The 21,019-nt window shown below is 68.6% G+C and carries 23 protein-coding genes; 9 read left to right on the top strand and 14 right to left on the bottom strand.

Going from position 1 to position 21,019, the window contains the following annotated elements:
* Window positions 1–53 precede the first annotated feature (53 nt).
* Window positions 54–875: an ammonia-dependent NAD(+) synthetase gene (nadE, locus tag E3T33_RS07065; protein ID WP_092323732.1), complete on the top strand. Its 822-nt coding sequence runs from the start codon at window positions 54–56 to the stop codon at window positions 873–875.
* Between the two features lie 10 nt (window positions 876–885).
* Here the strand turns inward: nadE and E3T33_RS07060 are convergent, their stop codons facing one another.
* The 4 genes from E3T33_RS07060 to mgrA all read right to left on the bottom strand — a co-directional run bounded on the left by E3T33_RS07060 (window position 886) and on the right by mgrA (window position 4,192).
* The gene (locus tag E3T33_RS07060) at window positions 886–1,848 is read right to left on the bottom strand and encodes a hypothetical protein (RefSeq protein ID WP_092323734.1); all 963 of its coding nucleotides are present in this window, start codon (window positions 1,846–1,848) and stop codon (window positions 886–888) included.
* A gap of 81 nt (window positions 1,849–1,929) precedes the next feature.
* Window positions 1,930–2,148, bottom strand: coding sequence for a hypothetical protein (locus E3T33_RS07055; protein WP_092323735.1), 219 nt, complete (start codon window positions 2,146–2,148; stop codon window positions 1,930–1,932).
* A 75-nt stretch (window positions 2,149–2,223) separates the two neighbouring features.
* On the bottom strand, window positions 2,224–3,180 hold the full coding sequence (locus E3T33_RS07050; RefSeq protein WP_092323737.1) for a DMT family transporter: 957 nt from the start codon (window positions 3,178–3,180) through the stop codon (window positions 2,224–2,226).
* 4 nt (window positions 3,181–3,184) lie between these two features.
* A complete protein-coding gene (gene mgrA / locus E3T33_RS07045) occupies window positions 3,185–4,192 on the bottom strand; it encodes an L-glyceraldehyde 3-phosphate reductase (RefSeq protein WP_092323738.1) in 1,008 nt (335 codons plus the stop codon).
* A 17-nt stretch (window positions 4,193–4,209) separates the two neighbouring features.
* Here mgrA and msrA point away from each other — a divergent pair, with 17 nt between their 5' ends.
* The 5 genes from msrA to E3T33_RS07020 all read left to right on the top strand — a co-directional run bounded on the left by msrA (window position 4,210) and on the right by E3T33_RS07020 (window position 8,245).
* Window positions 4,210–4,734 (top strand): peptide-methionine (S)-S-oxide reductase MsrA, encoded by a 525-nt coding sequence (gene msrA / locus E3T33_RS07040; RefSeq protein ID WP_092323740.1) that lies wholly within the window; start codon window positions 4,210–4,212, stop codon window positions 4,732–4,734.
* Window positions 4,735–4,974: 240 nt separating this feature from the next.
* A complete protein-coding gene (locus E3T33_RS07035; RefSeq protein WP_134575022.1) occupies window positions 4,975–5,505 on the top strand; it encodes a single-stranded DNA-binding protein in 531 nt (176 codons plus the stop codon).
* 34 nt (window positions 5,506–5,539) lie between these two features.
* A complete protein-coding gene (locus E3T33_RS07030) occupies window positions 5,540–6,073 on the top strand; it encodes a hypothetical protein (RefSeq protein ID WP_134575021.1) in 534 nt (177 codons plus the stop codon).
* Between the two features lie 2 nt (window positions 6,074–6,075).
* Window positions 6,076–7,758, top strand: a complete 1,683-nt coding sequence (gene ettA, locus E3T33_RS07025) for an energy-dependent translational throttle protein EttA (protein WP_134575020.1) — start codon at window positions 6,076–6,078, stop codon at window positions 7,756–7,758.
* Window positions 7,759–7,768: 10 nt separating this feature from the next.
* Window positions 7,769–8,245 carry a thioesterase family protein gene (locus E3T33_RS07020; RefSeq protein WP_092323745.1) on the top strand — a complete coding sequence of 159 codons (477 nt, stop codon included), beginning with the start codon at window positions 7,769–7,771 and terminating at the stop codon, window positions 8,243–8,245.
* Window positions 8,246–8,280: 35 nt separating this feature from the next.
* Here the strand turns inward: E3T33_RS07020 and E3T33_RS07015 are convergent, their stop codons facing one another.
* Window positions 8,281–8,700: a Rieske (2Fe-2S) protein gene (locus tag E3T33_RS07015; protein ID WP_092323846.1), complete on the bottom strand. Its 420-nt coding sequence runs from the start codon at window positions 8,698–8,700 to the stop codon at window positions 8,281–8,283.
* A gap of 80 nt (window positions 8,701–8,780) precedes the next feature.
* Entirely contained in the window at window positions 8,781–9,656 is an 876-nt protein-coding gene (locus E3T33_RS07010) for an acyl-CoA thioesterase II (protein ID WP_241982856.1), read from the bottom strand.
* 103 nt (window positions 9,657–9,759) lie between these two features.
* Between E3T33_RS07010 and E3T33_RS07005 the strand changes: the two genes are divergently transcribed.
* Complete coding sequence (locus tag E3T33_RS07005; protein ID WP_092323747.1) at window positions 9,760–10,437, top strand: hypothetical protein; 678 nt, start codon at window positions 9,760–9,762, stop codon at window positions 10,435–10,437.
* Between the two features lie 82 nt (window positions 10,438–10,519).
* On the opposite strand, the gene E3T33_RS07000 is transcribed toward E3T33_RS07005, so the two are convergent.
* The 4 genes from E3T33_RS07000 to pepN form a co-directional block, all read right to left on the bottom strand.
* Entirely contained in the window at window positions 10,520–12,181 is a 1,662-nt protein-coding gene (locus E3T33_RS07000; protein WP_092323748.1) for an FAD-binding dehydrogenase, read from the bottom strand.
* A 42-nt stretch (window positions 12,182–12,223) separates the two neighbouring features.
* Window positions 12,224–12,604, bottom strand: a complete 381-nt coding sequence (locus E3T33_RS06995; RefSeq protein ID WP_174775351.1) for a globin — start codon at window positions 12,602–12,604, stop codon at window positions 12,224–12,226.
* 58 nt (window positions 12,605–12,662) lie between these two features.
* On the bottom strand, window positions 12,663–13,817 hold the full coding sequence (locus E3T33_RS06990; RefSeq protein ID WP_092323751.1) for a mechanosensitive ion channel domain-containing protein: 1,155 nt from the start codon (window positions 13,815–13,817) through the stop codon (window positions 12,663–12,665).
* 66 nt (window positions 13,818–13,883) lie between these two features.
* Window positions 13,884–16,445 carry an aminopeptidase N gene (pepN, locus tag E3T33_RS06985; RefSeq protein WP_134575019.1) on the bottom strand — a complete coding sequence of 854 codons (2,562 nt, stop codon included), beginning with the start codon at window positions 16,443–16,445 and terminating at the stop codon, window positions 13,884–13,886.
* Between the two features lie 98 nt (window positions 16,446–16,543).
* Between pepN and E3T33_RS06980 the strand changes: the two genes are divergently transcribed.
* Window positions 16,544–17,539 carry a DUF2332 domain-containing protein gene (locus tag E3T33_RS06980; protein WP_134575018.1) on the top strand — a complete coding sequence of 332 codons (996 nt, stop codon included), beginning with the start codon at window positions 16,544–16,546 and terminating at the stop codon, window positions 17,537–17,539.
* A gap of 136 nt (window positions 17,540–17,675) precedes the next feature.
* Here E3T33_RS06980 and E3T33_RS06975 read toward each other — a convergent pair whose 3' ends face one another.
* The 3 genes from E3T33_RS06975 to E3T33_RS06965 all read right to left on the bottom strand — a co-directional run bounded on the left by E3T33_RS06975 (window position 17,676) and on the right by E3T33_RS06965 (window position 19,259).
* A complete protein-coding gene (locus E3T33_RS06975; protein ID WP_092323754.1) occupies window positions 17,676–18,164 on the bottom strand; it encodes a GNAT family N-acetyltransferase in 489 nt (162 codons plus the stop codon).
* The gene (locus E3T33_RS06970; protein WP_241982855.1) at window positions 18,161–18,679 is read right to left on the bottom strand and encodes a GNAT family N-acetyltransferase; all 519 of its coding nucleotides are present in this window, start codon (window positions 18,677–18,679) and stop codon (window positions 18,161–18,163) included. Before E3T33_RS06970 ends, E3T33_RS06975 begins: the two co-directional genes overlap by 4 nt.
* A 133-nt stretch (window positions 18,680–18,812) precedes the next feature.
* Window positions 18,813–19,259, bottom strand: coding sequence for an SRPBCC family protein (locus E3T33_RS06965; protein WP_134575017.1), 447 nt, complete (start codon window positions 19,257–19,259; stop codon window positions 18,813–18,815).
* An 89-nt stretch (window positions 19,260–19,348) separates the two neighbouring features.
* Here E3T33_RS06965 and E3T33_RS06960 point away from each other — a divergent pair, with 89 nt between their 5' ends.
* A complete protein-coding gene (locus E3T33_RS06960) occupies window positions 19,349–20,176 on the top strand; it encodes a hypothetical protein (protein WP_134575016.1) in 828 nt (275 codons plus the stop codon).
* On the opposite strand, the gene E3T33_RS06955 is transcribed toward E3T33_RS06960, so the two are convergent.
* Entirely contained in the window at window positions 20,109–20,930 is an 822-nt protein-coding gene (locus tag E3T33_RS06955; RefSeq protein ID WP_134575015.1) for a putative protein N(5)-glutamine methyltransferase, read from the bottom strand. The two genes, E3T33_RS06960 and E3T33_RS06955, sit on opposite strands and share 68 nt — an antisense overlap.
* Window positions 20,931–21,019 lie beyond the last annotated feature (89 nt).

Raw genomic sequence — 21,019 nt, 5'->3', positions numbered from 1 at the left:
GGGCGCGAAGGTGCTGGACCCGGGCGCCGCGTCCGCCTTGATAGATTCGGTTCATGCGAGAACTTCAGGCGCGAATCATCGCCGAACTGCACGTGACCCCCACCATCGACCCGGCCGCCGAAGTCAGCCGCCGGATCGGATTCCTCAAGGACTACCTGCTGCGCACGGGGGCGAAGGGGCTGGTGCTGGGCATCAGCGGCGGCCAGGATTCATCCCTGGCCGGACGCCTCTGCCAGTTGGCGGTCGACGAACTCGGCGCCGAAGGTCATCCGGCGTCGTTCACGGCCGTGCGCCTGCCCTACGCGGTGCAGCGGGACGAGGCTGATGCCCGGTTGGCGCTGGACTTCATCCGCCCGCAGACGGTGCTCACCTTCAACATCGAACGCGCGGTCGACGGTTTCGAAGCGGAGTTCCACCACAGCACCGGCGAGGACCTGACCGACTTCAACAAGGGAAACGTCAAGGCGCGTGCACGGATGATCGCCCAGTACGCCCTCGCCGGGGCGCGGGGCCTCCTGGTCGTGGGGACCGACCACGCGGCGGAGGCCGTCACCGGGTTCTTCACGAAGTACGGAGACGGCGGAACGGACATCCTGCCACTGGCCGGCCTGACCAAGCGGCAGGGGCGTTCGCTCCTCGTCGCCCTCGGGGCGCCGGAGCGGCTCTACCTGAAGCCGCCGACGGCAGACCTGCTCGACGACCAGCCCGGCCAGACCGACGAAGCCAACCTGGGCCTGCGGTACGAAGACATCGACGACTACCTCGAGGGGAAATCCGTCGACCAGGGCGTCGCGGACGCCCTGGAGACGAGGTTCCTCAGCACCGAACACAAACGGAACGTTCCCGCCTCGCCGTTCGACGCGTGGTGGCGCTGAGCCGGCGGTTCTACGGCTGGGGGGGAGTCGAGACGGGCCCGGTGGGAACGTAAGGATCCGCCGAACGGACGTCAAGCGCCTCGACGTCGTCGAGCAGCTGCTGGGTCTCCGTCGACGGTGTCGCCGGCGTGTAGCCGAGCGGCGCGTAGCTGATCGGTGCGCGGCTGACCTGGGAAGTGCCGGCCGGGGCAGTGCCGGTCTGGGAAGTGCCGGCCTGGCCATCGGCGGACTGCGCGGCCTCCATCTGCCGGACGTCTCCCTGCGCAGCACTGCGCCCCGCCGCGTTCGCGTACACCGCGTCGTCCTCGTAGTCCTGGCTGACCGGTCGTGCGTTGACGGTCGAATCGGCCTGCGTCGTGGCCGGTTCGAACTGCCGGGGCGTCGACGCGGATTCGGTTTCCAGCCGGGTGAAGTCGTCATGGTGCTGCTGGGCAACCCAGGCGTCTCGTTCGGCGAGGAGGCTCTTCTCTGAGCTCGTGTCCTGGAGCTTCCAGCGATCGAGGTCGCCCTGGAAGATCTTCCGGGCCCGTGACGGCTTGTTCTGCCAGTCGACCAGGCGGTCGCGGAACTCTGCGACGGCGGGCTCGAGCTGGTAGCCGAACGTGGCCGAGGTCCGCTTGAGGTCGGCCAGCTGGTGGGCGGCCCAATTCGCGGCGATGCCGGCTCCGCGGATCGGCAGCAGACGCAGCTGGATGTCCGCGTGTCCGACGGCGCGGTCGGACATGACCTGCTCCTGCGCGGTCAGCGAGTTCCAGACGGAGGCATCGGCGGCCGCATCGACGAGCGTGCTGATGACCGCGGCTTTGAGTTCGCGATCGCGCTGGTCGAGCAGGCCCCTGACCGCTCCACGGGAGATCCATGCCGCCAGCACGCTGGCGACGATGAGGGCAACGACGAGCACGACAGCACCGAAGATGACGGGCTGGTTGCTGATGGCCGTGAGCCAGGATACGAAGTTATTCCACCATTCCATGAGCCGAATGTACCGGGCCCGCGTGGCGTTCTGCGGGAAGGGCGGCGGCGTGCCCCGAACTGGTGCCAGGCGAATGCGGGATCAACGGAAGCAGTCCGCCGCGTCGTCGATCCGCCAGAACTCCCCCAGGTGGATGCTGCGGGCTGCCTGCACGATGCGGCGCGCGGCGAAACGTTCCCCGCGGGCATCCGCTCGGCGTTCGATGTGGCCGAGGACGGCGCCCGACCGGCCGGTCACCCGCCACAGCCCGTCTTTGACCGGGACGAGGCTGGGGCCGCGGGTTGCGGTTGTCGTGATCATGGAATCCTCCGAACTTTCAGCCGGCCGCTGGGGTTTTCCTCAGGTTAGGCTCGGCCACCGACATTCGTCCGCGCTTCAGTCGGGCGGGCCCTTCGCGAGCGCGAGATCCTGGCTCGCCAGGTCCAGGTCCACTGCCTTGTTGGACCGCGCCGTTTGCGCGACGACGATGCCGATCAGCACGAGCACGGCTCCCGCCGCCTGCACGCCGGTGAGCGACTCACCCAGCCACAGGAAGGCGAACGCGAACGCAAAAATGACCTCGGATGCCGAGACCACGCCTGCGGCGGTGGCGTTCAGCCTGCCGAGTGCCATATAGGAGAGCAGATACGGCGCGAAGGATCCGAACACGCCGTTCCAGAGCAGAATGCCCCAGAGCGGGAAGGACACCGAACCCATGTTGCCGCCGAGGGACGTCTGCTGGGTGAGGATCGCCGGGTCGATCTGCCACCAGGCGCTGAACAGGAGCCAGAAGGCGCTGGCGAACAGCATCGACCAGAACGCCACCGCCAGTGGGGAGGTCGTGGCGACCTGGCGCTCGCCGACCAGGAAGTACACGGCCAGGCAGATCGCCGCCAGTATCCCCGCCACGACGCCGGGTGCCGACAGCCTGCTCGCCCACACCTCGGCGACGATGGCCATTCCGATCAGCACGAAGACGATGGCCACCCAGATCCGCGATTTCACCTTCTCCTTGAAGACGAAACGAACCACGAGGGCGATGAGCAGCACCCCGGAGTACTCGAGCATGAGTGCGATCCCCACGGGCAGCAGGCTGATCGCCACGGCGTAGAACCACTGGATCAGGGCGACGCCCGCGACACCGAGGAGAGCCATCACGGCCAACTGGCTGCGGTCGATGCGGAACGCCGCGCGGTTCGTGGCGAGCAGCAGTACGCCGGCGAGCAGCGCGATGATGGTGACCCGGGCGAAGGTGAGCTGCGCGGGGGAGAGCCCGGCCTCGACGATGACCTTGGTGGTGCTTCCGTTCAGCCCGAAGAGGAGCGATGCGACCAGCGCGAAGAGGTAGCCCACCCCGCTAACCGACGGATGTGCCGTGCACGGCGTGTGGTTCGATGGCTGCGATCTCGTCTTCGCTCAGCGCCGGGGCCTCCAGTGCGGCGACGTTCTGCTCCAGCTGCGCAACGCTGCTCGCGCCGATGAGTACCGAGGTCACGGACGGCTGCCGCAGGATCCAGGTCAGGGCCAGCTGCGCGAGGGTCTGGTGGCGTGCGGCGGCAATTCCGTTGAGCGCACGCACCCGGCCGAGGTACGTGTCGGACAGGGCCGACTCCGACAGGAATCCGCTGTTGGCGATGCGGGAACCCGCCGGCACCCGGCCGTCGAGGTACCGGTCGGTCAGGAGCCCCTGCGCCAGCGGGGAGAAGACGATGCTGCCGACGCCGAGTTCGTCGAGGACCGGGAACAGCCCGTCCTCGATGTGACGGTCGAACATGGAGTAGCGCGGCTGGTGGATGAGCAACGGCACGTTGTGCTCGGCCAGGGCGGCCGCGGCCGCGCGGGTCTGCTCGGGGTCGTAGCTCGAGATCCCCGCGTACAGGGCCTTCCCCTGCTGCACGGCGGTGGCCAGGGCGCCCATCGTCTCCTCGATCGGGGTGTTCGGATCCGGCCGGTGCGAGTAGAAGATGTCGACGTAGTCCAGACCCATCCGGCCGAGGCTCGCGTCGAGGGACGAGAGCATGTACTTGCGGGAGCCCCATTCGCCGTACGGGCCCGGCCACATGTCGTACCCGGCCTTGCTGGAGATGATCATTTCGTCCCGGTAGGGCCGGAAGTCCTCGGCGAAGATCCGGCCGAAGTTGGTCTCGGCGGCGCCGGGGGGCGGACCGTAGTTGTTGGCCAGGTCGAAGTGGGTGACTCCGAGGTCGAAGGCGCGGCGCAGGATGGCCCGCTGGGTGTCGATCGGGCGCTCGTGGCCGAAGTTGTGCCAGAGGCCGAGGGACACGGCGGGGAGCTTGAGGCCGCTCCGACCGGTGTGACGGTAGTCCATGGCGGCGTAGCGGTCATCAGCGGCAACAAAGGTCATGGAGTTACTCTAGAGGCGTGCAAACTTTCGTAGTAGCAGGTGGATGTTTCTGGTGTCTCGACGCCGTGTATCGGGTTTTGCGTGGGGTGAGTGACGTCGTCTCCGGGTACACCGGCGGTGAGGTCCCGAACCCGAGTTACGAGTCGGTGTGCACCGGCCGCACCGGGCATGCCGAGGCCATCGCGGTGACGTTCGACCCCGAGGTCATCCCGGCCGAGGTGATCCTGGACGTGTTCTTCACCCTCCACGACCCGACCCAGCTGAACCGGCAGGGCGCCGACGTCGGCACCCAGTACCGGTCGGCGATGTTCTACGCGGACGACGAGCAGAAGCAGCTCTTCGATACGGCGCGCGAGCGAGCCAACGGCTGGTGGGACGGCGGCATCGTCACCACGATCGAGCCGCTCGGCGAGTATTTCGTCGCCGAGGACTACCACCAGGACTTCTTTGCGAAGAACCCGGGCCAGGGCTACTGCATGGCCGTTGCCCTGCCGAAGGTGAACAAGATCCGCAAGTCGTACTCGCAGTACATCGTCGCGTAGCGATCCGCGGCTCGTCGTCCTGGGCCGGCTGGTTCTCCACAGCCTGCCGGTTCGGTGGAATTGCCCGGATGCCGGGCGGTCGCTCCCGCGCGCCCTCGAGGCGAGCACACTCGTCGTACGCGGCCCGGGTGTGACAAAACTGGCACGAGTGGTTGTTCCCGGGTCGCGCGCACGGGGCGTCCGCCCTGCGCAGGCGTTCGTGCAGCTGCTCGCGCAGCTGGTCGTGCAGGGAGGCACATCATGACGAGCGACACCATGACCCTGACGGGAATCGTGGCGACGACGCCGCGGCACCTGGTCACGAGTTCCGGTTTGGCCATCACGTCTTTCCGTCTGGCGTCCGGGCAGCGCCGGTTCGTCCGCAAACGCAACGCCTGGGTGGATGCCGACCCGAATTGGTACACCGTTTCGTCCTTCCGGCAGCTGGCGCACAATGTGGTGGCGTCGGTCAGGAAAGGTCAACATGTGGTGGTGACCGGCAGGCTGCGCGTGCGCGACTGGGAGAATGCGGATCGAAACGGAACATCGGTCGAGCTCGAGGCGGACGCGATCGGCCATGACCTCACCTGGTGCACGACGGCGTACGTGCGCAGTGCGCCTGCGGCCGCGCCGGCGCCGCGGCCTGCGATGGAACAGGAGGACCCGGAGCTGGACGCCTCGGAGCAGGGGGGTTCGGAGCAGGGGGGCTCGGACCAGGGCGCCGCGGAGCAGGCAGAGCCCGGCTCCTTTGCTCCCCGCGGGGCGCCGAGCCTCGCGACCCTAGACTCGTAGGGTTGGCCGCGTCGCGGCCGCAGGAGGGCGACGCGTGCCGGGTACAGCAGGAACGAATCCGACGAGCGGTGGTCGCCACTCCACCATCGGCGCCGCAGCACTGACCGCAGCGCTGATGGCCCTCGGCCTCGCGGCGTGCTCGGCAGATTCGCCGCCACCCACCCGGACGAGCTGGGCCGGCCCGAGTGCCGCTCCAGGCACAGCCCCGCCCCCCGCGGCCGAGCCGGTCCCGGATCCGACCCTGGCACCCCGGCTGAGCGCATCCGAGAACCTCGACTACTTCGACTTCATCGCCGCCGGGGTGCTCCGGACCGATCCGGCGGCCGGCGGAAGGGCCTTCATCGACGGCCTCGTCGCCGGCGGCTTCGACAAGAAGACGATGGAAGTCACCTTCGACCGCACCCAGGCCGACCTCGCCGCGGACTCCATCCAGTTCTCCGTGCGGGTCAACGACGAGTGCCTGATCGGGCAGAACGGACCGGCGACCGGGGGCTACCACAGCATGGTCGCGGACGTGCTCGGCTCAGGCACGTGTCTCGTGGGCGGCACGCGGCAAATAGACTGGTAGATATGGCCGAATTTATTTACACGATGGTCCGAGCGCGCAAAGCGGTTGGCGACAAGCTCATTCTCGACGACGTCACGATGTCGTTCTTCCCCGGCGCCAAAATCGGCATCGTGGGGCCGAACGGCGCGGGTAAGTCAACGATCCTCAAGATCATGGCCGGGCTCGACACCCCGAGCAACGGCGAGGCCAAGCTCAGCCCCGGCTACACCGTGGGCATCCTGATGCAGGAGCCCGAACTCGACGAGACCAAGACGGTCCTCGAGAACGTGCAGGAGGGCGTCGGCCCGATCAAGGCCAAGGTCGACCGTTTCAACGAGATCAGCCTCGCGCTGGCCGAACCGGACGCCGATTTCGATTCCCTGCTCGCCGAGATGGGGACGCTCCAGGAAGCGATCGACGCCGCCGACGCCTGGGACCTCGACTCCCAGCTCGAACAGGCGATGGATGCCCTGCGCACGCCGCCGGGGGACATGTCCGTCGTGGATCTCTCCGGTGGTGAGAAGCGCCGGGTGGCGCTGACCAAACTCCTCCTGCAGAAGCCGGACCTGCTGCTCCTCGACGAACCCACCAACCACCTCGACGCCGAGAGCGTGCTCTGGCTCGAGCAGCACCTGGCCCAGTACGCCGGCGCCGTGCTCGCCGTCACCCACGACCGGTACTTCCTCGACCACGTCGCCGAGTGGATCGCCGAAGTCGACCGCGGCCACCTGTACCCGTACGAGGGCAACTACTCGACCTACCTCGAGAAGAAGCAGGAACGTCTGCTCATCGCCGGCAAGAAGGACGCCAAGATGGCCAAGCGTCTCGCCGACGAGCTCGACTGGGTGCGCTCCAACGCCAAGGGCCGCCAGGCCAAATCGAAGGCGCGCCTGGCGCGCTACGAGGAGATGGCCGCCGCAGCCGAGAGCACCCGCAAGCTCGACTTCGAGGAGATCCAGATCCCGGTCGGACCGCGCCTCGGCGCCCAGGTCATCGACGCGAAGAAGATCAAGAAGGGCTTCGGCGACCGCGTCCTCATCGAGGACCTCTCCTTCACCCTGCCGCGCAACGGCATCGTCGGCATCATCGGCCCCAACGGTGTGGGTAAGACCACCCTGTTCAAGACGATCGTCGGACTCGAGCCGCTCGACGAAGGAGAACTCAAGATCGGCGAGACGGTCACCATGTCCTACGTCGACCAGAGCCGCACCGGTATCGACCCGAACAAGACGCTCTGGGAGGTCGTCTCCGACGGCCAGGATTACATCCAGGTCGGCAAGACCGAGATCCCGTCGCGTGCCTACGTCTCCACGTTCGGGTTCAAGGGACCCGACCAGCAGAAGAAAGCCGGCGTGCTCTCCGGTGGTGAGCGCAACCGCCTCAACCTCGCCCTCACCCTCAAGCAGGGCGGCAACCTGCTGCTGCTCGACGAGCCCACCAACGACCTGGACGTCGAAACCCTCGGCTCGCTCGAGAACGCGCTGCTCGAGTTCCCCGGCTGCGCCGTGGTCATCACTCACGACCGGTGGTTCCTCGACCGCATTGCCACGCACATCCTGTCCTACGAGGGCACCGACGAGGACCCGGCGAACTGGTACTGGTTCGAGGGCAACTTCGAGTCGTACGAGCAGAACAAGATCGAGCGACTCGGCCCGGATGCCGCGAAGCCGCACCGGTCCGCCTACCGCAAGCTCACCCGCGACTAGGAGCATCCGGATGAAGCTGCACGTCCCGATCTCGCTGCGCTGGTCCGACCTTGACGCGTACGGCCACGTCAACAACGCGGAGATGCTGCGCCTGCTCGAAGAGGCGCGCATCCAGGCGTTCTGGGTGACCGACGAGACGGGCGGCTCGATGCTCGGGGCGAGCACCGCGGTGCTCGACGGCAAGCCGGGGGCGGCGACGCTCACCCTCATCGCCCGGCAGGAGATCGAGTATCTCGCGCCGGTGCCGTACATGAGGCAGCCGCTGGACGTGCGTCTCTGGCTGGGCAAGCTCGGCGGGGCGAGCCTCGAGGTCTGCTACGAGGTGTGGAGCCCGGCCGGCCTCGAACCCGCGCTCCTGTACACGCGGGCGAGCACCACGATCGTGCTGGTGGATGCCGTGAGCGAGCGCCCGCGCAAGATCAACGACGTCGAACGGGCGGCCTGGACGCCGTACCTCGACGAGGCCATCGCGTTCACGCGGCGTTGACGAGGTAGCGGCTTTCCCCCGGGGGTGTCGGCCGGCTAGCCGGCCAGCACCGAATCCCCGTCGATCGTGACGGTGACTTTGTCGAGCGGCCGGGGCGCAGGGCCGCCCAGCACCTCGCCGGTCGTGGCGTCGAACCGTGATCCGTGGCAGGGGCAATCGAACTCGTCGGCCTTCGGGGCGACTATGCAGCCCTGGTGCGTGCAGACGGCGCTGAAGGCGACGACCTCGCCTGCGGTCGGCTGGGTGAGGAGGATCGGTTTCTTGTCCAGGGTGACCGCGATCGAGCCGCCCACCGGGATGTCCGCCAGTTTGGCGATCTCGACCGGCGTTCCGGTTCCCTTCGATGACGTGTCGGGGGACCCGGGCTGCGCGCATCCGGCCAGGGCGACAGCAGCCGTGCCGGCGCCTCCGATCAGGATGACGGTGCGGCGTGAGACATCCGGTGCGTGCGGCATGCTGGTTCCTTCCGGGATTTCGACCACGACCAGACTGGCACGTCTGCGCGCCGCGGCGCTACGCTCGCCGGCCGGGGCCGTCAGTCAACCTTCTTCGGCAGGCGGACCATCCCCTCCTGGGCGACGGTCGCCAGGAGGATGCCGTCCCGGCTGTAGATGCTGCCCGTGGACAGGCCCCGGCCGCCCTGCGCGGTCGGGGAATCCTGCAGGTAGAGCAGCCATTCGTCGACGCGGCCGAACCGGTGCCACCACATCGCGTGGTCCAGGCTCGCCACCTTGAGGCCGGGGGTGGCCCAGGGCAGGCCGTGGCGGCGCAGCACGGGCTCCATGATCGAGTAGTCGCTGGCATAGGCGAGGGCGGCGCGGTGCAGGTCAGGGTCGTCCGGCATCGGGCCGAGGGACTTCATCCACACGCCCTGCCGCCCGGTGCGCGCGCCATCCACCGTGAGGTAGATCGGCGAGGGAATGTGGCGCATGTCGAAGGGGCGCTCATTGGCCCAGTACCTGGCCACCGAGTGGTCGAGGTGGCCCAGGGTCTCCTCGGCCGACGGCAGGGACTCGGGGGCCGGGATGTCCGTCGGCATCTCGATCTGGTGCTCGAGACCGTCGTCCGCGTCCTGGAAAGAAGCGATCATCGACAGGATCGGCAGTCCGTCCTGGTAGCACTGCGTGCGCCGGGTCGAGAACGAGCGGCCGTCGTGGATCCGCTCGACCGAGAAGGTGATCGGCTGGGCCACGTCCCCCGGCCGCAGGAAGTACCCGTGCATGGAATGCACGTGGCGGTCGTCCGGCACGGTGCGCATGGCCGCGACGAGGGACTGGGCGAGCACCTGTCCGCCGAAAACGCGTCCGTGCGGCATCCACTGGGAGACGCCCGTGAAGATGTCCTCGCTGGTGCGGGCACCCGTGTCGGTGAGATCCAGGGCGGCCAGGAGACCTTCCATCGGCGTGTTCATGGCTTCTCCTCGGTGCTTGCTTGCGTGCTGGCTTGCGTGCTGGTTTCGGTGCTGCCCAGGAACCCGGCGTGAGCCCCGTCGTATCTTGGTAGTTTAGAAGCAGATGAGCCAGTCATTTTCCCTCACAGACTCCCTGTCCCTCGCCGACCTCCAGGTCTACCTCTCCCGCGCCGGCCGCGTGGAAGACGGAGCAGTCCGCCTGATTTCCGCCGCCGGCGTGCTCGCCGTGTACACCGCGATCCTCTATCCGCGCGGCCTGCTTGACTCGAGCCCCACCGTGCTGGGCCTGCGCACCTTCGCCCTGACGGAACCGGTCGAACTCGACGCCGTCGTCCCGGTGCGGTCGTTGCTGGACCGGGTCGCCCGCCTCACCGGGGCCGTCGTCGACCCGGGCGCCCCGGTCGCCGTCACGGTGCCGCTGGAGGTGAGCACGGTCACCTGGGCCGGGATCTCGCCGCCCCGCGGCGGCTGGCAGTCGCAGGGCGAGGCGGATGCCGCCCTCCTGGAGAACGCCGCTCGTGCCGGAATCGACGAGGTCGCGGCGTCCATCCCGACCGGAACCGGCGAACAGATCGTGCAGCGCGTGCGCTCCGAGGTCTGGGGCCGCCCGGTCGAGGGACTCGAATTCGTGCCCAGCGGCGCCGCATTCGCCGCCTACAGCCTCGGCTTCCTCGCTCCGGACGAGCCGGTCGCGCTGTTCGAGACCGGCCCCTGGACCCGGCTGAGCACAAGCCGCGGTCACATCCTCGTGCGCCGCAAGCCCTGGACCCTCAAGGCCTAGTCCCGCGAAACCGCAGTTGTGCGCCTTAAAACGCCCGTTTAGCGCGCACAACTGCGGTTTCGCGGGGAATGTTAGGGCGGGGTCAGAGGGCGGCGGCGACCGCGCGGCCGGCGGTGCGTGCGGAGAACAGGCAGCCGCCGAGGAACGTGCCCTCGAGCGACCGGTAACCGTGCATCCCGCCGCCGCCGAAGCCGCTGGCCTCGCCCGCGGCATAGAGGCCGGGAACCGGGCGCCCGTTCCAGCCGAGCGCGCGCGCGGACAGGTCGGTCTCAATACCGCCCAGGCTCTTGCGGGTGAGGATGTGCAGCTTGACCGCGATCAGCGGCCCGTTTTGCGGGTCGAGCAGCTTGTGCGGCGTCGCCACCCGGATGAGCTTGTCGCCGCGATAGTGGCGGGCCTGCCGGATCGCGTTGATCTGGGCATCCTTGGCGAAGTCGTTGTCGAGTTGTCGGTCCCGGGCGACGATCTCCTGTTCGATCCGGGCGAAGTCCAGCGGGATGTCGGGGGAGAGCTTCTGCATTCCGGCCATGAGCTCGAAGAGCGTGTCGGCGACGACGAAGTCGACGCCCTTCTGCTTGAACGCCTCGACCGGCCCGGGCGCACCCGGGCTCACCCTCTGCGCGAGCAGCCTGAGGTCTTTGCCGGTCAGGTCGGGATTCTGCTCGCTGCCCGAGAGGGCGAATTCCTTCTCGATGATCTTCTGGGTGAGCACGAACCAGCTGTGCTCGTAGCCGGTCTTCAGGATGTGCTCCAGGGTGCCCAGCGTGTCGAACCCGGGAAACAGCGGCGCCGGCAGCCGGGCGCCGGTCGCGTCGAGCCAGAGCGACGACGGCCCCGGCAGAATACGGATGCCGTGGGCGGCCCACACGGGATCCCAATTGGTGATCCCCTCCGGATAGTGCCACATCCGGTCGCCGTTGATCAGCCGGGCCCCGCCCTGTTCGGCGATGCCGAGCATCCGCCCGTCGACATGCGCAGGGACGCCGGACAACAGGTGCTCGGGTGGTTCGCCCATGCGCTCCGGCCACTGCGCGCGCACGAGGTCGTGGTTGCCGCCGATGCCTCCGCTGGTGACGATCACGGCCGAGGCGCGCAGGTCGAAGTCGCCGACGGCATCCCGTGAGCTGGCCACCCCGCGTGCCGCGGAGCTGGCCGCCAGGCGGGTGCCCCGCACGCCGACCACCGAGCCGGCCCGGACGATCAGCGCGTCGACGCGGTGGCGGTGCAGGGCGCTCACGAGCCCGGCCTGGACCCCGGCGCGCACGGCCCGGATGAAGGGTTCGAGGATGCCGGGACCGGTACCCCAGACGATGTGGAACCGGGGCACCGAGTTGCCGTGTTCGAGCGCCGTGTAACCGCCCCGTTCGGCCCAGCCGACCACGGGAAAGAACCCGATGCCCTTCTCGCGGAGCCAGGCCCGCTTCTCGCCGGCGGCGAAGTTCAGATACGCCTCGGCCCAACGCCTCGGCCAGTGGTCTTCCTCCCGGTCGAACCCGGCGCTGCCGAACCAGTCCTGCCGGGCGAGCTCGAGGGAGTCCTTCACTCCCATGCGGCGCTGTTCGGGCGTGTCGACCAGGAACAGCCCGCCGAATGACCACCAGGCCTGGCCGCCGAGGGAGGCGGCCGGTTCCTGCTCCACGAGGAGGACCTTCTTGCCGGCCTGGGCCAGTTCGGCCGTCGCGACGAGGCCGGCGATCCCGGCTCCCACGACGATGACATCGGCTTCGGTCGCGGGTGCGCTCATCGTGACTCCCCTGTCAGGGTGCGGCGGATCCGCGCGCCCGGGTTAGTCCTCGAAGGTGTTGACCATGGCGTGCGCCGCACGATCCAAATAGTCCCACAGTGTTTCGCGCTGCAGGGGCGGCAGGCCGACGGAGTCGACGGCTTCGCGCATGTGCAGCAGCCAGCGGTCGCGGGCATCCGGATTGACCTTGAACGGCTGGTGCCGCTGGCGAAGGCGCGGGTGCCCGCGCTGTTCGCTGTAGGTGCCGGGGCCGCCCCAGTACTGCTCGAGGAACATGGTGAGGCGTTCGATTGCGCCGCTGAGGTCTTCCTCGGGGTACATCGGCTTCAGCACGGGGTCACCGGCCACCCCTCGGTAGAACTCGGTGACGAGTTTTTCGAAGAACGGGCGTCCGCCGACCTGTTCGTAGAACGACGGGCCAATCGCGGCGCCGTTCTCACCGTCGCGAAGGTGGACTGCGGCCGGGGTTACCGGGGTGGGGTCAAGCGTCATCGCGAATCTCCGGATCTGGGGTTGTCTGCACCTGGGGCACGGCCTGGGGCACGGTCGGCGGCACGGGCTCTGACGCGGGCTGTGACCCGGCCTTGGGCTTGCGGGGGGCCCTGGGCGCCCGGGACTTCCTGGCCGGGGCGGGCGGCTCGCCGCCATCCGTGAGCACGTCGGGGACCTGAGCCGCGGCTTCTTCCGCGGCGTCGAGCGAGGGAGTGATGCCGGAGCCGTCGGCCGCGCCATCCGCCCCGGTCATCACGACGCTGTTCAGCGGGGTGAGCGAGACGCCCATCCCATCGAGCGCCTTCTTCATGTGCAGGCGGAGGTCGCGGGCGAAGTCCCACTTGGCGGATACGCGTGTCTTGACGGCCAGGCGGGTCACAAGGGCCTCCGCGGTGATCGACTCGAGGCCCCAGATTTCGGGCTTCTCCAGGATGATGCCGCGCCACTTGCGGCTGGAGGCGAGCGCGGTGGCGACGCGCAGCAGTTCGGCCTGCACGGCCTCGACGTTGGAGCTGTAGGGGATGGCGAGGTCGATGATGACCCGGGCCCAGCCCTGCGACATGTTGCCCACCCGCAGGATCTCGCCGTTGCGCACGAACCAGAGGGTGCCGTCGACGTCGCGCACCTGGGTGATGCGGATGCCGACGTTCTCGACGACGCCGGAGGCGAAGCCCACGTCGACGATGTCGCCGACGCCGATCTGGTCCTCCACAACCATGAACAGGCCGTTCAGAATGTCCTTGACGATGTTCTGCGCGCCGAAACCGAGGCCGGCGCCGAGGGCCGCCGTCAGCAGGGCGAATGAGCCGAGGATGTCCGTGTTGACGACGTTGACGATGAGCAGCACCGTCACGATCAGCAGGGTCACGTTGAGGATGTTCGTGAGCACCGAACCGAGGGTGCGGGTGCGTTGCACCACGCGCACGGCGGCCAGCGGCGACACGTTCAGGGCCTGCGTGTCGTCGACCTTCTGCGTCCTCTTCACGCCGGAGACGATCTGCTGGACGACGCGCTGGATGACGAAGTGAAGCACCCAGCGAAGGAGCAGCGCGATGATGATGATCGCGGTGATGTGGAAGATCTTCAGCCACAGGTAGACGGTGAAGAAGTCGGTCAATTCGGCCCAGATGGAGTCCCAGTTCATATTCGACCCAGTCTACCGAGCGCACGACTGAGCCCGGGCATGTCGCCCGGGCTCAGGGTGAAACGGTTACTCGGCGTCGCGGGCCTGGGCGGCGAGGGCGCGCTCCACGCCGGCCATGTTCTCGATGACGAGCCTGCGCAGTGCCACCGGCTCCGGGTTGGCGTCGAGCCAGGCGCGCGTCGCATCGACCAGCGCCTTGTTGGCCAGGGGCGCCGGGTACAGGCCGACGACGATCTTCTCGGCGATCGCGAAGCTGCGTGATGCCCAGACCGTCTGCAGCATGGAGAAGTACTTGTCGACGAACGGTTCGAGCAGGGTGGTGTCGTTCGCCCGAAGGAACCCGGCGCCCGTCACCCGCACGATGGTGTTCGGCGCGGTGTCGACGTCGATCAGAGACGACCAGGCGGCCTGCTTGCCTTCGAGAGTCGGAATGGCGGCCCGGGCCTGGGCGGCCGACTGGGCGCCCGTCGCGGTGTTGTCCCCGGCGAGGGCCGCGTCGATCTCCGCGGTGCCGGCCTGGCCGCCGGCGACCAGGGCGATGAGGAGCTCCCAGGCCAGGTCGGTGTCGATGACGAGACCGTCGAGCGGCGAGGTGCCGTCCAGCAGGGCGGAGATGGACTCGAGCTGGGCCTCGGTGGTCGCGATCGACGCGAAGAACTTCACGAACTGGAACTGAGCGTCGCTGCCGGCCTCGGCGTGACGAGCGAGGGACCAGAGCGAGTCCCCGACCTCCTTGACCGTGCCCGCGCGGTGTTCCTCGGCAACGTAGAACGTTGCCGCGAGCACGACCTGGCCGAGCACCGTGCGGAGCGTGGTCGACTCGGTTTCGGTGGCGACGTTGCCGAGCACGAGGGTGATGAAGTCGCGCGGCGCGGTCTCGGCGTCGCGGGTCGAGTCCCAGACGGAACCCCAGACGATCGCCCGGGCCAGAGGGCTCTCGATCGCCGACAAGTACTCGAGGGCGACGTCCTGCGACGCGGCGTCGAGGCGGATCTTCGCGTAGGCGAGGTCGTCGTCGTTGAGCAGGACCAGGTCGGGGCGGGCGCGGCCGACGAGCTCGACGACATCCGTACGCTCGCCGTCGACGTCGAGTTCGACCCGGTGCGTGCGCACGAGCCGGCCGTCCTGCGGGGAATTGTCGGTGTCGAAGCTGTACAGCCCGATCGCGAGGCGGTGCGGGCGGATGGTGGGGTAGTCGGCGGTGGCGGACTGCAGCACGGCGAACCCGGTGATGTTTCCGGCGTCGTCGACCGTGATCTCGGGGCGGAGCGTGTTCACGCCGGCCGTCTCGAGCCAGAGCTTGGTCCACTCGGTGAGGTCGCGGCCGCTGGAGGCCTCGAGTTCGACCATCAGGTCGTTCAGCTCGGTGTTGCCCCACTCGTGCTTGGCGAAGTACGAGGCGACGCCGGCGAAGAACTCGTCGCGGCCCACCCAGGCGACGAGCTGCTTGAGCACCGACCCGCCCTTGGCGTAGGTGATGCCGTCGAAGTTCACCTGCACGTCTTCGAGGTCGTTGATCGTTGCGACCACCGGGTGGGTCGAGGGAAGCTGGTCCTGCTTGTACGCCCAGCTCTTCTCCATTACCGCGAAGGTGGTCCAGGCTTCGTGCCATTCGGTGGCCTCGGCCGTGGCGATCGTCGACGCCCACTCGGCGAACGACTCGTTCAGCCACAGGTCGTTCCACCACTTCATGGTGACGAGGTCGCCGAACCACATGTGCGCGAGCTCGTGCAGCACGGTGACCACGCGACGCTCCTTGATGGCGTCGGTGACCTTGGAACGGAAGACGTAGGACTCGGTGAAGGTGACCGCGCCGGCATTCTCCATCGCGCCCGCGTTGAACTCCGGCACGAACATCTGGTCGTACTTGTCGAACGGGTACGGGTAGTTGAACTTCTCCTCGAAGTACGTGAAGCCCTGGCGGGTCTTCTCGAAGAGGTAGTCGGCGTCGAGGTACTGGAAGAGGCTCTTGCGGCTGAACAGGCCGAGGGGGATGACGCGTCCGTCGGTCGAGGTCAGCTCGCTGCGCACGACGGCGTACGGGCCGGCCACGAGGGCCGTGATGTAGCTGGACATGGTGTGGGTGGGCTCGAACGCCCAGGTCTTCGCTCCGCCCGCGGCATCCGTGGGTTCGGGCGTGATGGAATTGGAGATGACCTCCCAGGCGCCCGGCGCGGTCACCGTGAAGCGGAACGTAGCCTTGAGGTCGGGCTGCTCGAACACCGCGAAGACGCGGCGGGAGTCCGGAACCTCGAACTGGCTGTAGAGGTAGACCTCGTTGTCGACCGGGTCGACGAAGCGGTGCAGGCCCTCGCCGGTGTTCGTGTACATGCCGTCGGCGACAACGGTCAGCTCGTTCTCGGCGGCGAGATCGTCGAGCTGGATGCGCACGTTGTCGCTGACGGATGCCGGGTCGAGCGTCACGCCGTTGAGGGTGACGGAGTGCACCGTGCGGGTGATCGCGTCGATGAAGGTGGAGGCGCCGGGCGTTGCCGTGAACCTGACCGTTGTCGTGCTGCCGAATGTTTCGGGCCCGGTCGTCAGGTCGAGAGTGACGTCGTAGCTCTGCACGCTGAGGAGCGCTTTACGCTCCTGGGCTTCGATGCGGGTGAGGTTTACTCCAGGCAACGGTTTCTCCATCTGGGGTCGCGGTGTTCGAAAAATGCGCGCGACACTCGTGGCGCCATCGCACGATCCCCAAGCCTAGCCATGATTAGGGTGTCTGCATGAGAGCCAGCACCGATCCACAGGCAGCCACCGCCGACCGGTATCGCCAGTTCGCCGAGGTCGAGGCGCGAGGCATGAGCGCCTGCTACGAGGAGTGGGCGCGCGGCGTGGCGGATGACCCGGTGACGGCGGCGCTGATCGACCGGCTGCCCGGGCCGAAGCGCCAGCCCAACCTGGTCTTCAGCGCCTCGCGGTTCCACGGCGCCCCGGTCTCGGACTACGCCGCCTTCTCCGTCTGGCTGGCCGCGCACTGGGCCGACGTCGAAGCCACCTGCCTCACCCATGCCACGCAGACGAACGAACCCGGCCGGTGTGCCGTGCTGCTCCCGGCGCTCGCCGCGATTCCCGGTCCGCTGGCCCTGATCGAGGTCGGGGCATCCGCCGGGCTCTGCCTGCACCCCGACCGGTACAGCTACCGGTACACCGCCGCCGACGGCACGGTGCGGATGCTCCATCCCGCCGCTGGGCCGAGCCCGGTCGTTCTCGACTGCGCCACGACCGGCCCGGTGCCGATCCCCGACCGGCTCCCGGATGTCGTCTGGCGGGCCGGGATCGAGCTCAATCCGCTCGACGTGAACGACGAGGCCGACGTGGCCTGGCTGGACGCGCTGATCTGGCCGGAGCACGCCGACCGCCGGGCGAGGCTGCGGGCCGCCGTGGAGGTCGCCCGGGCGGAGCCGGTGGAGATCGTGAGTGGTGACCTCAACGAGCAGGTCGAGGCCCTGGTCGCCCGCGCGCCGACGGGGGCGACCGTCGTCGTGTTCCACACGGCCGTGCTGGCCTATCTCGACGAGGAGGCCACGCGGCGGTTCTCCGCCACGATGGCGCGGCTCCCCGTGCGCTGGTTGTCGAACGAGGGCCAGAGTGTTGTGCCCGCGGTCGCGGAGAACCTGCGAGCGGTCCCCACGGCGTCCACCGACTTCGTGCTGGCGCTCGACACGGAACCGATCGCGTTCGCCCACCCGCACGGCCGTGCCCTGCACTGGCTCGCCTGAGTGACCCACTCTCCGCCGAACTGTGAGTTCGGACCCTTCCCGCGCCCCGCGAAGGGTCCGAACTCACAGTTCGGCGGGTGGTCGAGGGGAGGGTTGCGGGGAGTGGTGCGGGCGAGGCGCTCGGGCGGAGGGCGATCTACAGGGTGAGCTTGAAGCCCACGTGCGAGGCCTCGAAGCCCAGGCGTTCGTAGAACCGATGTGCCGACTGCCTGCTGTGGTCCGACGTGAGCTGAACCAGCCGTGCTCCGCGTCGACGTCCCTCCGCGATCGCCCAGGTGATCATGGCGCCGCCCAGGCCGTTGCCGCGCAGGTTCGAGTGCACGCGCACCGCTTCAATCTGCATTCTCAGCGCACCCGCGCGGGCCAGGCCGGGGATGGATGTCAGCTGCATCGTCGCGACGACTTCTCCCGCGGGCGAGACGGCAACGACCAGCAGCTGTGCCGGGTCTGCGTTGATTGCCTCGAAGGCCCGATCGTATGGAGCGCGCGCCTCCCGGACGGTCGATTCGACGGATGCCCGGAGCTCGTCGTCGGCGAGCAGCGAGACGATCGCGCCGACGTCGGAGGCCGTGGCTCTGCGCAGCGTGAAGGCGCCGGCAGGGAGGTCGAATGCGGCCAGGGTCATACGTGTTCGAGCTCCTTGACCATCTCCAGTTCGTTCCTGCCCGGATCGAGGTTGTAGGGGAGGGCCTCGCCCGTGGCGGTGAAGCCCCGGCGTTCGTAGGCCGTGCGTGCGCGAGCGTTGTCTTCGTGCACGTGGAGGAACAACCGTCCGCTCTCGGTGCGGGCCCAGGCTTCGATGGCCCTCAGCAGGGCATCCGTCACGCCCACCTCGCCGCCCCGATAGCCAGGGGCGACGTAGACGCCGACAAGGAGCGGGCCGGCGACCTGTTCGGACACGAATCCGGCCATCGCGCCCACCCAGCGCCCGGCGTTGTCGATCGCGGCAACCGCGATGCCGTGGTCGGCCGTGCCGCGCTCGCCGCGCATCCGCCACTCGGCTTCATCGTTGCCCAGCGCGCCTTCAAGCGTCTCGTTGTACGCGGACGGTGTGTCGCGGATCATCTCGAGGCGCAGGTCACGGATCTCACGCCAGTCGGCGGCGATCGTGCGTCGGATGGAAAATGCCAGGGTATTCACCGTCGTGAGCCTATCGGGCCGCCCAGGGGCGAAGCAGCCGGCGGAGGCGCAGGGCCTCGGCTTCGGCAAGCCCTGACGCTGTGTCGCACGGTCGGTTTCACGGGCGGTCCTGACAGTGCGGCTCGTACTGCGACTACGACTCGGCGATCGCCTTGAGCCTGTCCAGGGCCAACGGCCACATTTCCCGGAACATCGCCGAGAAGTCCTCCTCGGAATCGAGGTCCACCCGCACGGTGGTGACGCCGCCGGACTCGCTGAAGGAGTAAGTCTCCCGCCCGCCGAAGAACTTCGACCGTTCATCCCGGTACTCGACGCCCCGGAGGATCTCGCCGAGGTATTCCAGGGTGACGCGTTCGTCCGACTTGTTCTCGATGACCGTGGCGATCATCCCGCCGAGGGAACCGTCTGTGTCGGGCCCGATGAAGCGGATCTCGCTGCCGAGGACCCAGCTTCCTTCGTACCAGGAACCCGCTGCGTTGAACGGGCTCGTCCACTGTCGGTACGTGGCGTCGTCGAGCATCGTGGTCCAGACGGTGTGCACGGGAGCGTTCACCTCAACCGTGAAGTTCAGCTTTTCCATGCCGGGGAGTGTACCCCCGTCAATCGTGGGAGCGGACCTATGGTCGTGACTTCACGGACGCCGGCCCGCTTCGGTGTTAGCGTCGCGTCGTGACTGAACCCGGACCGCCCGTGGAACTGACCGACCGTGCGCGCGGATTCGTTGCGGACGTGGACGCGCTGATCCCGGGGCTCCTGGTCGCCGTGCACCTCACCGGCTCCGGGGCATCCGGCGATTGGCAGCACGACAGCGACATCGACCTCGTGTTCGAAACGAGCCGCTCCGTCACAGACGTCGACGCCGTGGTGCTGGTGGGACTGCACGCAGCGACGGCGGCGGGCCATTCCGTCGACGGCATCTATCTCACCGCCGGGCAGGTCGCCTCGGGCCCGGATGGCATTCGGTCGGCTCCGCAGGTTGTGTTGGGCGATTTCGGGATGGCCCGGCCTGACGGGCAACTGACCTGGGTGACCTGGCTGGAGATGCTGCACGGGCCCGCGGCGCGAGTGGACGCTGGTCGTCTGGGCTCGTGGTCGAAGGAGGAGCGGGACGTCGGCACGGCTTCAGCGGTCTCTGAACGGGCCAGTGCGGCCAGCCGAGCCAACCTCCGCTCGTACTGGATGCCGTATGCGTCCGACACGGCGGCGAGGCTGGCCGCCCGGTCGAATGACGACACGGTGCCCGCGGAGGCCGTCGAATGGCTCGCGCTCGGCGCCCAACGGCTGGTCGTCACCATCGAAACCGGCCGGGTTGTCTCGAAATCGGCAGCAGCGGAGTTCGCGGCCCGGAGGTGGCCGGAGTACGCGGAGCTTCTGACGCGGGTGCTGGCATCCCGTCGCGGAGAGGCGCAGCAAGGTGCCGCGCGGCCCTTCACCGTCCGCGATGCGCGCCTTGCGGCAGCTCTCGTTCTCGACTGCGTGGCGCTCGCCGACTGCTGATGACGACGGTGGCATCGAGGCCGTCGCAATGCGCCACCCGCGGCGTCAGCCCGTTGTGGGCAAAGACGGCCATGGTGTGCCCTGCCTGCGCCCGGCTTGTCTCGACGAGCAGGTGCCCGCCCGGCGCCAGCCAGGCAGGCGCCGCCGCGGCCAGGCGGCGCTGCACGTCGAGGCCGTCGGCCCCGCCGTCGAGGGCCACTCGGACCTCGTGCAGGCGGGCCTCCGGCGGCATCCGCTCGATTGCCCCGGTGGGGACGTACGGGGCGTTGGCGACCAGCACGTCGATCCGGCCGCGCAGGGCCGCGGGAAGGGCGTCGAGGAGGTCGCCCTCGAACACTCGGCCGGGATGAGCGGAGAGGTTGCGCCTGGCGCACGCCACCGCGGCGGGGTCGATGTCGGTGGCGTACAGCGCGACCTGGGGCGCCGCCGAGACGAGCGCCGCGCCCACGGCGCCGGAACCGCAGCACAGGTCGACGACGACGGCCCCGGGACGGCACACAGCGAGGGCCTGGCTCACGAGGAACTCGGTGCGCCGTCGCGGTACGAAGACACCGGGATCGACCTGCACCCGCAGCCCGTAGAACTCCGCCCAGCCCAGGATGTGCTCCAGCGGCAGCCCCCGGACGCGCCGGTCCACCATCGCGGCGAGTGCGTGCGGTGTGCGTGCCGCGGAGCTGAGCAGGCGGGCCTCGTCTTCGGCGAAAACGCAGCCCGCCGCCCGGAGCCGGGCAGCGATGGCAGAGGGGGGTGTCATTGCAGGGGACTGTACTCCACAGGCGGTCGAGGCCTTTGCTCCTTGTCGCGCGGATGCCGCCGTCCCTAGACTGGGCGCAACTTGGGGGG

The sequence above is a fragment of the Cryobacterium sp. TMT1-2-1 genome, from assembly GCF_004403955.1.
Lineage (GTDB): Bacteria > Actinomycetota > Actinomycetes > Actinomycetales > Microbacteriaceae > Cryobacterium > Cryobacterium psychrotolerans.
Note: the sequence above shows the minus strand (reverse complement) of the source record. Positions and strands in the feature narration are given on the sequence as shown.

What these genes read in the sequence shown, in the direction of transcription:
- mgrA (WP_092323738.1), bottom strand. Translation starts at nt 4,192, where the DNA reads ATGACCTTTGTTGCCGCTGATGACCGCTACGCCGCCATGGACTACCGT.
- E3T33_RS07035 (WP_134575022.1), top strand. Translation starts at nt 4,975, where the DNA reads ATGACGAGCGACACCATGACCCTGACGGGAATCGTGGCGACGACGCCG.
- E3T33_RS07005 (WP_092323747.1), top strand. Translation starts at nt 9,760, where the DNA reads ATGAGCCAGTCATTTTCCCTCACAGACTCCCTGTCCCTCGCCGACCTC.
- nadE (WP_092323732.1), top strand. Translation starts at nt 54, where the DNA reads ATGCGAGAACTTCAGGCGCGAATCATCGCCGAACTGCACGTGACCCCC.
- E3T33_RS06980 (WP_134575018.1), top strand. Translation starts at nt 16,544, where the DNA reads ATGAGAGCCAGCACCGATCCACAGGCAGCCACCGCCGACCGGTATCGC.
- E3T33_RS07020 (WP_092323745.1), top strand. Translation starts at nt 7,769, where the DNA reads ATGAAGCTGCACGTCCCGATCTCGCTGCGCTGGTCCGACCTTGACGCG.
- E3T33_RS07010 (WP_241982856.1), bottom strand. Translation starts at nt 9,656, where the DNA reads ATGAACACGCCGATGGAAGGTCTCCTGGCCGCCCTGGATCTCACCGAC.
- E3T33_RS07015 (WP_092323846.1), bottom strand. Translation starts at nt 8,700, where the DNA reads ATGCCGCACGCACCGGATGTCTCACGCCGCACCGTCATCCTGATCGGA.
- E3T33_RS06955 (WP_134575015.1), bottom strand. Translation starts at nt 20,930, where the DNA reads ATGACACCCCCCTCTGCCATCGCTGCCCGGCTCCGGGCGGCGGGCTGC.
- ettA (WP_134575020.1), top strand. Translation starts at nt 6,076, where the DNA reads ATGGCCGAATTTATTTACACGATGGTCCGAGCGCGCAAAGCGGTTGGC.
- E3T33_RS07000 (WP_092323748.1), bottom strand. Translation starts at nt 12,181, where the DNA reads ATGAGCGCACCCGCGACCGAAGCCGATGTCATCGTCGTGGGAGCCGGG.
- E3T33_RS06990 (WP_092323751.1), bottom strand. Translation starts at nt 13,817, where the DNA reads ATGAACTGGGACTCCATCTGGGCCGAATTGACCGACTTCTTCACCGTC.
- E3T33_RS06975 (WP_092323754.1), bottom strand. Translation starts at nt 18,164, where the DNA reads ATGACCCTGGCCGCATTCGACCTCCCTGCCGGCGCCTTCACGCTGCGC.
- E3T33_RS07060 (WP_092323734.1), bottom strand. Translation starts at nt 1,848, where the DNA reads ATGGAATGGTGGAATAACTTCGTATCCTGGCTCACGGCCATCAGCAAC.
- E3T33_RS07055 (WP_092323735.1), bottom strand. Translation starts at nt 2,148, where the DNA reads ATGATCACGACAACCGCAACCCGCGGCCCCAGCCTCGTCCCGGTCAAA.
- E3T33_RS06965 (WP_134575017.1), bottom strand. Translation starts at nt 19,259, where the DNA reads ATGGAAAAGCTGAACTTCACGGTTGAGGTGAACGCTCCCGTGCACACC.